The organism is Candidatus Zixiibacteriota bacterium (assembly GCA_016933955.1).
In the GTDB taxonomy this organism is placed as follows: Bacteria; Zixibacteria; MSB-5A5; order GN15; family PGXB01; genus JAFGTT01.
Genome location: JAFGTT010000008.1, coordinates 76526 through 91312 on the forward strand (window position 1 = coordinate 76526; position 14787 = coordinate 91312).

9 protein-coding genes are annotated in these 14787 nt (G+C 51.5%); 3 read left to right on the forward strand and 6 right to left on the reverse strand.

All coding sequences use genetic code 11. The annotated features are described in order from the left end of the window. Positions 1-54: 54 nt before the first annotated feature. The gene (locus JXQ28_01900; protein ID MBN2276475.1) at positions 55-2910 is read right to left on the reverse strand and encodes an immune inhibitor A; all 2856 of its coding nucleotides are present in this window, start codon (positions 2908-2910) and stop codon (positions 55-57) included. 270 nt (positions 2911-3180) lie between these two features. On the opposite strand from JXQ28_01900, the gene JXQ28_01905 reads away from it, so the two are divergent. Further along, positions 3181-3579 (forward strand): hypothetical protein, encoded by a 399-nt coding sequence (locus JXQ28_01905; GenBank protein MBN2276476.1) that lies wholly within the window; start codon positions 3181-3183, stop codon positions 3577-3579. Between the two features lie 13 nt (positions 3580-3592). Here the strand turns inward: JXQ28_01905 and JXQ28_01910 are convergent, their stop codons facing one another. The 5 genes from JXQ28_01910 to JXQ28_01930 form a co-directional block, all read right to left on the reverse strand. Continuing rightward, on the reverse strand, positions 3593-4072 hold the full coding sequence (locus tag JXQ28_01910; GenBank protein ID MBN2276477.1) for a hypothetical protein: 480 nt from the start codon (positions 4070-4072) through the stop codon (positions 3593-3595). Between the two features lie 225 nt (positions 4073-4297). Further along, complete coding sequence (locus JXQ28_01915; protein ID MBN2276478.1) at positions 4298-6178, reverse strand: T9SS type A sorting domain-containing protein; 1881 nt, start codon at positions 6176-6178, stop codon at positions 4298-4300. A 38-nt stretch (positions 6179-6216) separates the two neighbouring features. Then, positions 6217-7074 carry a hypothetical protein gene (locus JXQ28_01920; protein MBN2276479.1) on the reverse strand — a complete coding sequence of 286 codons (858 nt, stop codon included), beginning with the start codon at positions 7072-7074 and terminating at the stop codon, positions 6217-6219. Between the two features lie 42 nt (positions 7075-7116). Then, entirely contained in the window at positions 7117-7776 is a 660-nt protein-coding gene (locus tag JXQ28_01925; GenBank protein MBN2276480.1) for a hypothetical protein, read from the reverse strand. A gap of 54 nt (positions 7777-7830) precedes the next feature. Continuing rightward, complete coding sequence (locus JXQ28_01930) at positions 7831-9780, reverse strand: protein kinase (protein MBN2276481.1); 1950 nt, start codon at positions 9778-9780, stop codon at positions 7831-7833. A gap of 392 nt (positions 9781-10172) precedes the next feature. Here JXQ28_01930 and JXQ28_01935 point away from each other — a divergent pair, with 392 nt between their 5' ends. After that, a complete protein-coding gene (locus JXQ28_01935; protein ID MBN2276482.1) occupies positions 10173-11225 on the forward strand; it encodes a PAAR domain-containing protein in 1053 nt (350 codons plus the stop codon). A 32-nt stretch (positions 11226-11257) separates the two neighbouring features. Continuing rightward, positions 11258-14749, forward strand: coding sequence for a hypothetical protein (locus tag JXQ28_01940; protein ID MBN2276483.1), 3492 nt, complete (start codon positions 11258-11260; stop codon positions 14747-14749). Positions 14750-14787: the final 38 nt, after the last annotated feature.

The window sequence follows — 14787 nt, forward strand, 5'->3', positions numbered from 1 at the left end:
AAATAAAAAAAGGACAGCCCGAGTGAGCTGTCCTAACATGATTTAAAAGAAAGACTATGGGCAAATCGGCGCCGGACCGCTCTTGTACAGGTAACTGATCAGATAAGTGGCATCGAGAATATTAGTCGCACCATTACCGTTCGCATCTCCGGCTTCCGGTGGAACCGGTGCCGGACCGCTTTTATACAAGTAGTTGATCAGGTAGGTGGCATCCAGAATATTGACCGCCCCGCTGCCGTTGGCATCGCCGCAGACATAATCGACAATCGAAACTTCAGCCGTTCCGCAATCGACAAAATCGGGATAGATAATCCCGCCGCCCTGTGGAGCAAAGATAAATTCTCCTCCCGGTTCGATCATGACAGCGCTGATATCAATATCCTGGACAGGGGTTCCGCCCGGAATAGTGAGTTTGAGAGTGGCCAGTAACCCGTCTTCCTGCGGGGGAATGGTTAACGAAACGGAATAAAAACCAAGCATAACCCGGTTCTGAGACGGAAAGTATCTTCTGATAATCATACTGGGATCGCCGACAACCGATCCGACCGTGTCGATCAAATTTATCTCAACATCATCGGAGTTATAAGCAAAACCAAGAGTTATGGCTTTCACGGTGGATTCATTGGTGAAATATACCGGGATATCGACCACCTGTTCGGTTTCAGACGTCTGCACCGTGACCGGGCATCCCAGGCTGACATTATTCCCCGCGGTTTCATGGATACACTCTCCGGTATACTGGCAGGGTGCCTGCCCGCCGTAATAATAAAAATCCATCATATAGACGACATCAGCCATATTGATCGAGCCGCATCCATCGGCATCACCCTGGTACAAACTTGACGGAGGATTTCCGCCATTGAACATATAGTTTACAAGATAAGCGATGTCACCGACATTTATAACTCCGTTTCCGTCGGCATCGCCGCAAATTTCAATCTGCGGTTCGCCGACCACGACCTTCTTGTAATCCGACCACGGACCCCACTCGCTGTCGGCATCCATGGCCCGGATTTTGTAATAGTACTCCCAATCATACCGATCCGTCAGGGTTATGGTGGTATCGGTCAGGGTATCGGAATCAAAGGAAGTAACGGAGAATCCTTTGACCGGGTAGATATCGTCGATCCAGAATCCCTCCCAGGCATAGACCAGGCTGTGATCCTGGTAATAGAACCGGATATAAATATCCTGGCCGGCATAATCAGACAGGTCGAACAGGCCCTGGGTCCAGTCGGACCAGCCGGTGATTCCGTTACCCAGGTTGTGATCCCACCAGTCGGGCTGGTTGGTGGTAATATTACCCTCGATATTGGTAAAATACAATCCGTCGGTGGATACCTGCACATAAGCATAGTCCCAGCCTTCTGACATGGAGTAATAAGTCCAGAATTTAAGCGTATCGTTGGGCTGGACATGGTACGGTTCGAGTGTCGTGATATACCGCTCGGCATAGCTTGGTTCGCCAGAATGGAAACTGGTCGGCGAGGAGTGATCGTACGTATCGAGAACAAAGCCGTGGTTGTCCCAGTCATCGAAATCATCGGCGTAATCGGTGGCAACGGTTGGTTGCTGTTTTTCCATCAACTGGTATTTAACGGCCGGATTGAGTGTATCTTCATGCGTCCACGTCAGGACTACCGGCTGTCCGCTCTCGACCGAATCGGGCGCCGAGATCACCGGCGCATCCGGCGGCAGGGCCGAATAAATATTCCCGGCCAGCTTCGCCAGGTAATAGCACACCGGAACATTTTCCTGGATCAGCGGGTTTATTCGCGAGGTTTCCGGCCAGAAGCCGTCATCGTACCCCCCGACTTCAATCGTGATCGCATAATTCTTATCTTTCAGGGTCTGTTCGCCATAACCCCAGTCATCGCTGTCGCCATTGGTGGGGTACAGGGTCCAGCCCGGTCCGGGACGGTAGCCGTTAATGGAATTGACGGTCCGACCCAGGGCCGAAAAAATATACTCATCGGGCGAGTAAATACCCACCTCATAGCTGTATGGCCAGAGTATCAGGTTGGAATAGGAATGGAAATAGAGCGTGATGACAAAATTGTGGGCAATAATAAAATCGCGCATGGCCTGGGTTTCCAGTTCCGAGAAAGGACCGGGGCCGCGGTAGGTTTCATCGCCCGGATCCGGCGAGGAACCGATATCATCGTACCCCCACATGTAACCGTAATTGCGGTTCAGGTCCACACCATAAGTCCCGTCACCGTTGTCGCGGCGGTTCTTGCGCCACATCCCGCCGCCGCCGGGGCTGTTCATATCGTTGTAATAATAACCGTCGGGGTTGACCACCAGCACGAACCACATCTCGCGGTTGTCGATCAGATAGGTGGCCTCGGGATCGGTCCCGTAATTTTCCAGCAGGTTCCACATGAATTCGATTAACACCAGGGGGGTGATACCTTCCCGGCAATGAATGGCGCTCGTGAAGAGTATTTCCGGCTCCTCTTCATCGACCGAAGCATTGTCGGATATCTTAACGGCGTAAACATCGCGCCCTTCAAGGGTTTGCCCGATACTGATCTTGGGAGTTATCAGATCAGGGTAGACATAATTCATGAACATCTGCTCGGCTTCGATCTGTGAAAGGCTGTAAAACTGGGAAATGGCTTTCTCGGGAATCCGCGAACGGTAAAATTCGACCACATCCTCGTGGACGATTTCAACCCGAAAGCCTTTTGTTTTTAATTCGGAAATTTCTTCTTTATCGGTAATTACCTCAATGAAATCTTTCCCCTGCCAGACAACATCAAGATGCATCAGGCGGAGCTCCTGAATATCCTCCTTTGAATCAATAAAAATTTTTGCCTGGATATAAATATCCTCTGCCGACACCATGCTGTTCCCGGCAATCAAAAAAAGCGTTATAGCCAGAAAAGCCAGTTTTCTCCAGATCATGATTACCTCCCGTCAGGCAAGATATGCAAAGATGTAAATAGTGATAATTTAATATAATATAGGCGTTTACGTCGTTTATGCAACCTTTTTTTAAATATTCCTGTACCAACATTAAACAGATAGATGATCTGACCCGGGCCAAATGCCGATACAGTATTAATAGCTACTTTCCGAAGTATTCGGAAAAGATGCTGTTCGGGGCGCAATATGTCCTGCTGTATCCCGGGTAATAATTGGGGATAATGAAATAAAACGGAAACAGAGGGGCCAATGAACAAAAAAGTCAAACTTTGTCCATATTGCCACGCCGCCCTGTCAATCGATAAAATTGTCAGGGATCCGTCCATCAGGCCGATCGGGATGGCTTTCCATGATATCGACTCGCCTATTACTTATTACTTTTTCCAGCATGATGTTCCCGGTTGCGGCACCAGCTTTCTGGTCAATATCGAGGAATTCGCCGAATATGTCGCTGATTCGATTGGTTCCGAATGTCTGGCGCGAACGGATTGCTGCGAGGGCCACTGCGTTAATCTGGAAGACCTCAACGAATGCCGGCAGGAATGCCGCAATGCGCCCTTTCGGCGGTTTCTATTCGAAATGATAAAAATCAAGGGTCAGGGTAAACTGGAAAATCAACCGGTTGCCGATTCCCCGGTTGAATTATAACATTGAGTTTCGGCTATTCCAATTCCCCGACCGTCCGTAGTTCAATGCCAAACCAGGTAATTCCGAAGATAATCACCAGCATGGCCCGTACTTCCTGGGGCCACTCCAGCCCGGCGAAATAGAGGATACCGATCAGGGATACTCCCAGGCCGATCTTCAAAATCGCCTCGCCGACATGCAGTTTGACAAAACTGAACAGCCCGAACAGAATATACAGCGTGACCAGGGCCGGTCCGAGAAGGAGAATCAGCCACTCCCATGCACCGGGCATCAAATTGAAATCCGATATTGTTTTCGAAGAAAAATTCGAGAAAAGCATGATTACATGAGCGGCGATAAAGAAAATCGCCAGGGCAACATAAACCAGACCCTCATGCCGATCACTTTTCAATTCCCGGATACCCACCATGGCAAAGAAAAAGGCGGCCGCAATCAGTCCGGTCAGATAAAGAAATGAGTTGAACGAGAAGAAATTTCCCAGTAAAATGTCCATGGTATTACCTCCTGAACAATTACTTTCGTAAGAACCATGCCATTCTGTCGAAAATTTTTATTACCATGTCTCCGTTAGTGTTACGTTATCAGAAGAAAGGCTGTCCGGGATACTGCCGGGCAGTTTATATGAATTAGGATGCAGGCCGCCGGGCGAAATGGTTGCATAGACAACCCGATTTAAAAAAAGCCCGGGGGTTCCCGGGCTTTTCTTCGATAAAAGAGGCTATTTAATCATTATCATTTTGCGGGTTTGACTCAAATTGCCATAATCGACCCGGTAGAAATAAATACCGCTGGCAACTTCCGTCCCGACATCATCACGTCCATTCCACCTGATCAGATGTCTTCCCGCCGGAAGGTCCTCGTCGACCAGAAGCCTGACCGACTGCCCGAGGATATTGAAAATCTCGAGCCGCACCCGGCCGGGATCGGGAAGAGCAAAGCTGATATCGGTTATGGGATTGAAGGGATTGGGGACATTCTGCTCAAGAACAAACCGGGCCGGCAGAAGTTCGTTCTCATGGCCCTCGACATATTCCCTGGTACCGATTATCAAACGGGCGGAAATCATCTCTGCGGTCAGATTAACGGAAGTTCCTTCTTCGAGTCTGATCGGGTTTCCTGTACCGGTCACCAGCCAGGCGCTCATATCGGAAGGAATCTGATCCAGACCGGACACGGTTAATTTCCCACCGGCAGGATTGGTTACGACTATTTCCCAGACAGCACCATCGGTAAACGGCGGGCGAAAATCGGTCCGTTTGAGTCCGGTCGTGTTATCACCGATTGCGAAAGCTAGGGACGGCCCGCCGGGGACGGTCGGAGGTTCCGAATAATCATAAAGATCAATCCCCTCGGCCGCATCGGAACGCACTCCGAGCTGATTGTAATCGTCTAACAAACCATCGATGTCAAGCCGGAGATTGGCAGTCCAGCAATCGGAGGTCTTTTCCGGTAATTTCGGGGGCATTGCTTTCGGTGTCAGGCTTGTCTCATGAAACCTGATTAAGGCCTTGATTCCGTCCTTCTTGATATTAACGAAAACGCCTTCCCAGGCCGGAATAACTGTCACCAGTTGGTAGCCGCTGCCGGTATAGCGATAGATATTATCTTCCAGGACGCTCGAAATATGTCCGACCGTATCGGCCCCGTCGGCAAAAACCACTTCGCTCCAGGCGACATTGAACGGGAAGGGATTAGCCAGCTGATTCCATCCGGAATCGAGCGGGACACTGAAATAGCTATTGCCACCATACTCGGCATTAGGACTAACCGAGGTTCCGGGGGTCCCATAAGTTTTCCCGCCGCGGGCAATCAGCCAGAATCCCTGGCCGGGGGTCACGCGGGCCGCATCGGGATATTCATCCACCTGAGCAGTGGAAGGATTGTAATTGCCCAGACGCCACTGGGTCGAATCGACGGCCCCGAGATCATCGAGAAAGACCGCGGCCGCGGTGTTATTGGTAGGCACCAACGGCATGGCGATAATCCGGTAATCGCGGATAGAACTGGCGCTCGGCAGAGCGGTCGGCCGCTGGGACTGTTCGTTGGTTAATTGTGTCCGAAAGGTATACGGTTCAGCGGCGTTACCGATATTGACAACATCGGATCCATCGGTAATAACGAAATAATACTCCAGACCCCGGATCGTCAACAGGCTTTCATCGAGTTCATAGATGAGTGTCTGGGCATCCGAAACGGACATGGCGGCCGTGCTGTACGAAGTCTGGCCGCCCTGGCGGTAGAAAAACGAACCGCTGACGGTCCCGGCTCCGGTGCTGTGAAGCACGGTCAGAGTCCGGTCGCCGATCGCCACGGTTTGCACCAGGGCCCCGTCGTAATCGGCGTTGAAAGCCGATCCGGCACCGAAGATAGCGGCATTACCGCCGGCCATATTATAATTACTGCTGCCTAATATTTCTCCTCCGGCCAGGGGGACCGACCCGCACAAATTATAATTCGTCGAGCCGGACAAGCCTCCGCCGCCGACCGGCACCCCGCCGGTCAGGGAATACGACACTCCCGACATCTGCGCCCATGAAAGACCGACCGTCCCGACCAGGAGAAGAGATACGGCAATAACTGCGTATTTAATATATCTCATAGATTAATCTCCAATCTTTTTTAATCACCGCACTCCTTTTAATAAGCCCTTGGGAAAAAGATGGCTGTTAAATACACATTGGTCAGGTTAATGGTATTCGTGTCATAGGCAGTATTCTTCCTGGCCAGAGCATAAAAAGTCCGGGATCCCGCCGCCACGCTGGTTACATAGGTTACGCAGAAGGGATTGTAGGAACGATCCGTCCGCGATCCGTCAAGGTACCCGGTCGAGTAGTAGTGCAGGAAAGCAGATTCACTCGTCCCCATACCCACATCCAGCACGGTCGCATCGCCAAACATGACGGCACTACCGCTGACAATCACCAATACATATCCGCTGGTAGGACAGCTCAGCGTAACCGATCCCAAACTGGTTATGGTGGTCGTAATACCAAGGACGGTTCCGATATCGCTGTAATCCAGCCCAGCCACCCCATTTATTTTGGAGGCAGCAATAGCGGCGCTGGCATTGATGTCGGCATCCACTATACTTCCATCGGTAATCTTGGCCGAGGTAACCGAGTTGTTGGGAACTGTCGCGGTGGTGATAGAATACGGTGCCGAGTTTATGGCCTGACGCGGGGTCATTTCAGCATCGGTACCGACTTTTATCCCCAGGTAACGGGTGCTTCCATCCAAATGGGAGGTGGTCAACGGTCCCAGTTGCACCGTGAAAACCCCGTTATCGTCGGGATCAACCGACTGGGTGGAAGTGAACAGGGCTGTCCCGCCGGTTGAGGCGGCATAAATGGCGAAAGTAACGCTTACCGACGAAGTGATCGGGTCACCTTCGTCGTCGGTCAGACGTCCCTGATAAGTAATGTAATTCGGGGCCTGGGCCAGAACCATTCCGGCCGCCAGCAGTAATATCAATATAGTTAAAATTCCCTTCTTCATTTTTCTTCTCCTTCCTCAATGTTACACATGGTCCGATGAATTTTATTTTTTGCCCTTTTTCGGTGTATCCGGGAAATCCGGCAGAGCTCCGGTTCCGGAGTCATCGCCACCATCATCACTGCCTCCGGCCGCCAGGACGACCACACCGGCAACAATTCCAACACCCAGTCCGATCGCCCACCACTTGGTGTACCACGGTTTCTTCTTACCTTCGACTTTGGCGGGCGGGGTTGTTTTCGTTTCAGCCGAACCGGGCGTGACCACTTCCTTGGTGCCGCCCTGATCGACCAGATCCTGGGCGTCTTTCATCATCGACATGAATTCCGGCGATTTGATATTAAGTTCGCCGCGCCATTCACGGTACGATTGGAAAGCCGCCACGAATTGCTCCATGACCATATCGCGCTTTTCATCATTGTCCCTGACCCGGGCGTAATAGACCTCGGCCAGCAGGACATGGGCGTTGGCCCGATCCTCAATGCTGATATTTTCCAGCTTGAGATAGGCTTCCAGCTCCTGTTCGGCACATTTGTAATTGAGCGCCAGGAAGCTCTTTCGGGCATTGGTCAACGATGGCTGACCGGGATCGTAACCGCAGTCGGTTGTCTGTCCGAAAGATATTCCGGACAGGACCGCGCCATGCAGATACAAAGCCAGCAGGATGATCGCGGTCACCCGAAATACGGAATGTTTTCTGACCATGATACCTCCCATGTAAAGTATTAAGTTGTATTTATCCGCGAAAATAATAGATAACTATTTTTCCGACCAGAATATCACCAGCGGAACGGTCGCCATTCCGCTTCCCCCGGTCGAGCCGAGTTTTATCCGTCCCGAGGGGCCTTTGGTGGCTCCGTGCGGTCCGCTTCCATAGGGAAAGACCACCAGGGAATCGATCCGGGGTTCGCCCTTTTTATCGGCCCCGATGGCAAAGATACTCGAATTCAGATTCCACCATCCCTGTAATTTAATCAGGTTCAAAACCGGAAACTCGGTCAACATATGCCGGCGGCCGTTGAAGGATAATTCCACCACGTGCTTGTCCGATGGCGGCGCCAGAGCAATTTGAAGACTGACCGAATCGGTCCCGGCATATTCCCGCGACAGGTCGATCGCCAGCCGGGTATCCCCGGCCGATAATTTTACGGTTTTATTCAGAATCGGGTAATCCGTATGCACCACAACCAGATTAATATCTTCATCCGGTTTGATATTGAACGTGCTGTCCGGCGTCCCCTTGATACCATTAACGGTTAAAACCGCATCGCCGCGCGGCGATATCGCCAGGCGGAGCGGAATTGTGCTTGGCGGTTCCGGTTTTTTCTCCGGGGGTTTAGTGACAGATGTTGTCTCGGTCTTGACGCTGTCGGTTTTGGCTACAGCCGGTTCCGGTTTTTTCTCAGCCGGCGGAGTAACCACCTTTGTTTCTTCTTGAGGAGTCTGCTTAACCGGTTCTTTGACGGGCTCTTTCGGTTTGGTTATAGTCTCCTTAGAAGACTCCTCCGCTGTTTTCTTCGTGACGGTATCAACCTGAGTTTTCACGGCGGTTCCGGGAGTCGAGCTTTCCACGGCCGGTTTTTCGATTTCCTTTTTTATCGTATCCGGGACGACAGCCGCCATCGAATCTGCAGTCGCCGTGCTGTCGGTCATTCCGGCGATGACGGCCGAGGAATCAATCGTGATCGGGGTTTCCGAGGTTCTCTTCGGCGGCGTCACAGTCCGGGTGGCGACTTCCTTTCGTCCGAAGTTTTCTTCATACAGCCGCCGGATTTCATCCCGCATCACGAATGCGGCCACGACCAGAACGGTAACCAGGGCCAGGGCGATAATAAAACCGCGCCCCTTTTTCTCGGTTCCACCAAAGGCTTGACCGAGTTTTTTGAATTCCGCGGCCATCTCGGCGGCCGAGGAGTAGCGCCGGGCGGGATCCGGGTCGGTGGCTTTTTTCAGTATTCGCCGCAATTCCGGGGAAAGTTTCTTGCTGGCCGTCCCGCCCCATTCAGATGGATCCGGGTTGGCCGGGTTGCGATAGGGCAGGGAATCGGTGGCAAAATTGAACAGGGTTATCGCCACTTCATAAATATCACTCAAAAATGGATTATAATTGGCTTCCCCCGTCTGGCGTTCCGGGGCCGCAAAGAGCGGTGTCAGCGCCTGGTAGGCGGTTTTGGTGGCATCGCCGCCGATTTCCTTGGCGATCCCGAAATCGATCAGGTAAATCTGCCCCCGTTTATCGAACATGATATTGCCCGGCTTGATATCCCGGTGGGCGATCTTCTTTTCATGGGCATAGGCAATGGCGCTGGTTACCCCGCGGGCCACTTTCAGAAAAGTCTCCTCGTCCAGCGCTCCCTGTTCCCGGAGAATCTGCCCGCCGTCACGGCCATCGATATAAGCCACCACGACAGCCCCTTCATCGGGAAGGTAATCGACCACCCGTGAGATATTGGGATGATCGAGCATGCAGAGGATTTTGGCTTCCTTGGCGAACTTGTCGCGCGATTGGACCCGTTTGAAAAACTTGAAAACCAGCCGCTGTTCGGTAAGATGCTTGTTATAGCCTTCATACACCTCGCCGAATCCGCCGCCGCCGATATGCGAACGGATAATATATTTGCCGCCGATTTCCCAACCTATAATGCCCAACGGGTCATGGCTGTTTTCCTGGCCGTCATTCAAATTGGTGCTGTCGTCTTGTTCTGACACAGGTTCTCCGGATAGTCTCACCCATTGGGTATTGGTTGTTTATGCCGCCATACGGATACAAAAACGACACAAAATCCAGCCTCACGCTTTGAGGCTCAATTTACGGTTATATCCATATTCACCGCAAGGAGTTTTTTATAAACTTCAGGTGAGTAATTCGGCCGGACAGAGAGAATATTTAGACAAATGGCGTAAAGTCTGGCTAAATTATGCGCTATGACAGCCGACAATTTTAATAACGCTGGTGTATTTACTTCAATAAATCGCCTATTCCGGGAATGGCGGAAGGATGACATGACCGGGAGAGACTTAAACTATTTATTGACTTCCGTCTTAAGATAGCTATATATTTTTAACGGTGACTTTTCACCATATAAAATCGGGGAGAATATATGCCAGGTAAACCGGCCGCCCGGGTGGGCGATCCCACGGCCCACGGCGGTACCATCCTGCCCTCCGGGGCTCCGACAGTACTGATCGGCGGCATGCCGGCCGCACGAATGGGTGATATGCATGTTTGTCCGGCCGTTAATCCGGGGACGCCCCCTCCTCCTCATGTCGGCATGCAGATCATTGCTACCTGTACATCAGTATTAATTGCCGGTATGCCGGCCGCCCGGGTGGGCGACACAGCCCTCTGCTCCGGGCCTCCATCATCGATAGTTTCCGGATGCATGACCGTTCTTATCGGGGACGGTGGTGGTGGTGGTGGCGGCGGCGGCGGCGGCGCCGGGAAAAAAGCCGGGGCCGAAGCCGAAGAAGCCGAGGTCAAAGAGGGCCACTATATCGACGCCAAAGTCGTGGACAAGGGCGGCAAGCCGATTGTCGGCGGGAAATATAGAATCAAACTACCTGATGGCAGTGAAACCTCGGGGCCCCTGACCGGGCAGGTGAAAAAATCCGGGATCGATGAGGGCAATTGCGATATCGCCCTGCAGGCCATCACCAAAGCGGCCTGGTCCGAAAAACAGGCGGCGGTCGGCGATAAAGTCAAACTCCAGGTGGAGACCGCCGGGGTTAAATCGGGCACTCCGGCCACCCTGGAGATATTTATCCGCGACGCCAATTTTGCCGACCGGATGCTTGATGCGATAGAGACCAAACTTAAGGGGGACAAGATTGAGGAAGAGTGGGAGCTGAAGGTCGATGAGAAATTATTGAAAATAAATGAGTCCAAGGAGGAACAGGGCGGTTATTCCATGCCGTCATATTATTTCCGGGCAAAAATCGGGGATCTTCTGGCCCGGTCGGGAATTCTCGATTACCAGGATTATATCGAGCTGAAGATCAAGGATGACGAAGGAAATCCGGTTAAAGGCGCGAAATATAAAGTTTTTCTTACCAATGGTGCCGTCAGGCAGGGAACGCTGGATGATAACGGTTATGCCAAAGTCGAACGGGTGCCACCCGGTCAGGTCAGGGTCGTGGTCGATCCGAGAACATAGAAACAATCTCTTTTTCGGAATGAAGTTATAGAATGGGTGATGCTGTCCAGAAAATTGTCGAATTCCGGGATATCATGGCCAAACTCCCGACCTCGACTCACCGCATCTGGGAATTCAATCTTAAAAAAATAAACGTCCATCTGCTGGAGATGGAAGACGTTCTTTTCCATCACAACAGCGCCGTCATAATGCCTTCAAGTCCCGAGGAATCACCCAAAGACCAGAAGGGCTCGGACAAGCAGGAGAAAGTAACCGGTCTCAAATCGCTGGCCCTGATTTTCAAATTGATCGATTACGAACCGGATAAACGCCTTCTGATTGCCGGCCATACCGACACCTCGGGCAAAACCGATTACAATTTCGGCCTTTCGGCCCTGCGGGCCAGGAATATTCTGTACTTATTCACCGGCGGCGAATACAGCCGCGGACAGTGGGCCGAAATCGGGGTTGAAAGACACAAGATCGAGGATTACCAGCAGATCATGAAACACTATGCCGGTCTCAAACGCTGGCCATGCGATCCGTTGAAAGTGAACGACAGCTGGAATAAAAATACTGAAACGGCGGTGGATAATTTCATTAAATCCTATAATTCAGATTTCGCCCCGGCCAATAATGAAAAGGCGATTCCCGGCCGGGTGTTCAACGATGTCAAGAAAGACAGCAAACATCTCTGGCCGTTGGAAATATGGGTGGCGGTTTATAACCTCTACAATGAGGAACTGGCCAAAATTCTGAAAATGACCACCGCCCAGCTTCAGGATTACCGCGATACCAAAATAAAATTCGCCAGCATGAAAAATAAATATGTCGCCTGCGGCGAATCATTCCCCATCGACAAGGCCCAAAAAGGCAATTATCGTTCTCAGACCAACCGGCGGGTCGAAATTCTCCTGTTCGATAAAAACGAAATCCCGGTGATCAACTGCCCCGCCGATATCACCAAAGTACACAAGGAGAAAGACTGCCCGATCTGGCACCGGTGGCATTTCATCCCGAAATATATTCACCCCGACGACCTTCACGCGGTCGTTTATCACATGAGTTTTTCGTACTATAACCGGGTTCGCGATGAGGTCATGAATCTCCCCGAGGGATTGGATATCCGGGCATTTGAAAACAACGGCGAGGAGTTGTCCACGGCCGTATCTTATACCGACGGAGTCTACAGCATCAGGGTAAGGTTTAAAACGCCGGTCGATGACGGGACACATCAAAAATTGTATTTTGAGTTCAAAACGGAAAACCTCTGGGTCTATACCGACAGCAAGGACGCCACCCCGAAAATAGTTATCCGGACACCTGAGCAGATAAAGGAACTCAACAAACCGGAGAAATTCATTGATCGATGGAAGTATTACGATCTGCCGGCGTACTGGTCCTCGAGGAATTACTGGACCCGGTATGAAGGTGATATGAACAAGGGCGAGCGCTACGAAAAAGTTGTCTCCGAGAAACTTCAACTGAAACCTTTCGGCGGGAAAAACACCTCGGCCGCTCAGCCGTTAACCTTTTCGCTCGATGATATTGTTCTGCTTGACCAGGTCGGGGGGACACAGGTCATCAAGGATGCCAATCATAAAATCCCGGCCGTCGTAAAAGACCTGAGCGAAAAATCAAGAGTTAAAATATTCCTGGTGAATAAGGCCAACGGCTGTCTGCGATTGCACCAGAAAACCTCCGACCGCCACTCGGCCCGGCGGCCGTTTTTAAAGGAAAAGGTCGGGGGGAATGATGTCTGGCGCAACCTTATTATCGAGGATCCCGAAAAAATCAAACGGGCCAAAGTCGTCTTTTTCCGTAATGGCTTCTATGCCGTCGGGGACAAGCGTACCACCATCGAAAACAACTGGGTCAACAAGGGCGCTGTGATTGGAGCCCGGGCGGCAGTCCGCAACGACAGCGATTTCCATATCTCGTTCGAGATGGATTATAACGATCACGACTATGGTTCGACCGGTGATTACGACCTGCACTATTTTCATCATCAGCACCTGGAGGGCAAAAACCCCGTCTCTTTCACCATTGCCTATGTTTCCATAAGCTTCATGCGCGACTCCCGCGATCCGGCGACGGTTTCACCGGTACCGGGCGCCAACGATGTCAAGATGTTCGTCGATAAGGGCGTTTATAACGCCATGGATACCTGGAATCGAAAACGGGCTTATCTTGAGGAAGATCCGGCCAACGAAACTTCGACCATAATCCGGCCGACTTTCTTTTTCGATGAACGGGAAACATTTGAGATTCAGGAACCGGCTGGCGGATTTAAACTGGATTTCGACAAACGCCCCTCGGAGGACGCCGCCTCAAATCATAAAAAGCTTTTCGACCACGCTAATATGGCTACCGCCCAGGATAAGGCTATCGGCGGCCGTTCCAAGTTTCTGGCGTTGATCTGTAAAGACGGCAGTCTGCACTACGGCCAGGCTTACCAGTGGTCGATCAGATCCGAGGGTCCGACCCATTATTCCCTTTTCAAGCTGAACAAATCGGCCTACCGCACCTGGAGTACGCCGCCGGACCAGGCCCCGGTGACGGAACATGGCGATTCCTTCGGGGTTCACACTTTCGCTCATGAGCTGGGTCATGCTACCGGTCAGCCGGATGAATATGTCCGGAGGGACGATTTCAAGCCTGATCCCGGCCAGAATTATAAACCCCCGGATTTCGCCCAGTTCTATATTCCTTATTCCATGAGTACCAATTCCACGTCGATGATGAACCACAATCGGGCCCCCAGGTTGCATCATCTGTGGTATCCCATGCACCGTCTGAACAAGGAAATCAGTGACGCCTCCAAACCGCTTTCGAAGATGCTTCCGGGGAAAAAGTTCATTGCCCGTTTGTCCCGGGGCGGGATATGGGAATTGAAATACCAACGGAATCTCACGGCTTCCGGTCGACCTCAGATTCCGGAAAAACTGACTGATCCGGTTTATACCGAACCCCTGTACCAGGTTCGGGCCGCTCCTTTAAAAAGACTGAAACTCGATCTGTACTATGTCGGGGAAGATGAATCGTCGATTAAATATTTCCACAACAACCAGGAGCCGCTCAAATACCAGGCGGTTCTGTTGGTCCGCCTGATGTTGAGTGTTAAATTCGCCCCGGCCATGGCCAACCTCCAGAGAGCACTGCGGATTTACCAGCTGGAACAGGCCTGGGTCGATCTGGGCGGCCATTATCGCCTGACCGGCGGCACCAAGGATATTAAAAACATATATATCCACTTTTTGCCGGGTTTTTCCGAGAGCTGGACGGCGACAGTGAACAGCGGCGGAGTCGATTTCACCCCCAATTACTGGGTGGAATTCCGCAACGATAATGCTCCGGCCGCCCCCAATCCCCGGATTCCCAACAACTCGGGGGGGATTTTTGCTCATCTTGATGTCGATGCCGATGAACTGGTTCGCTATTTTGTCAATGCCGCCGGCGGTAGTATTATTAAAAACGATTTGAATTTTCTGAAAACCTGGGTCAATGCCAAATTGACGGACAATTTTACACTGGAGAGTTTCTGATAAATATATTCCGGCCGGCCGCCGGGATGAAAATCCGC

What these genes read in the sequence shown, in the direction of transcription:
- JXQ28_01915 (MBN2276478.1), bottom strand. Translation starts at nt 6,178, where the DNA reads ATGAGATATATTAAATACGCAGTTATTGCCGTATCTCTTCTCCTGGTC.
- JXQ28_01900 (MBN2276475.1), bottom strand. Translation starts at nt 2,910, where the DNA reads ATGATCTGGAGAAAACTGGCTTTTCTGGCTATAACGCTTTTTTTGATT.
- JXQ28_01920 (MBN2276479.1), bottom strand. Translation starts at nt 7,074, where the DNA reads ATGAAGAAGGGAATTTTAACTATATTGATATTACTGCTGGCGGCCGGA.
- JXQ28_01935 (MBN2276482.1), top strand. Translation starts at nt 10,173, where the DNA reads ATGCCAGGTAAACCGGCCGCCCGGGTGGGCGATCCCACGGCCCACGGC.
- JXQ28_01925 (MBN2276480.1), bottom strand. Translation starts at nt 7,776, where the DNA reads ATGGTCAGAAAACATTCCGTATTTCGGGTGACCGCGATCATCCTGCTG.
- JXQ28_01905 (MBN2276476.1), top strand. Translation starts at nt 3,181, where the DNA reads ATGAACAAAAAAGTCAAACTTTGTCCATATTGCCACGCCGCCCTGTCA.
- JXQ28_01910 (MBN2276477.1), bottom strand. Translation starts at nt 4,072, where the DNA reads ATGGACATTTTACTGGGAAATTTCTTCTCGTTCAACTCATTTCTTTAT.
- JXQ28_01940 (MBN2276483.1), top strand. Translation starts at nt 11,258, where the DNA reads ATGGGTGATGCTGTCCAGAAAATTGTCGAATTCCGGGATATCATGGCC.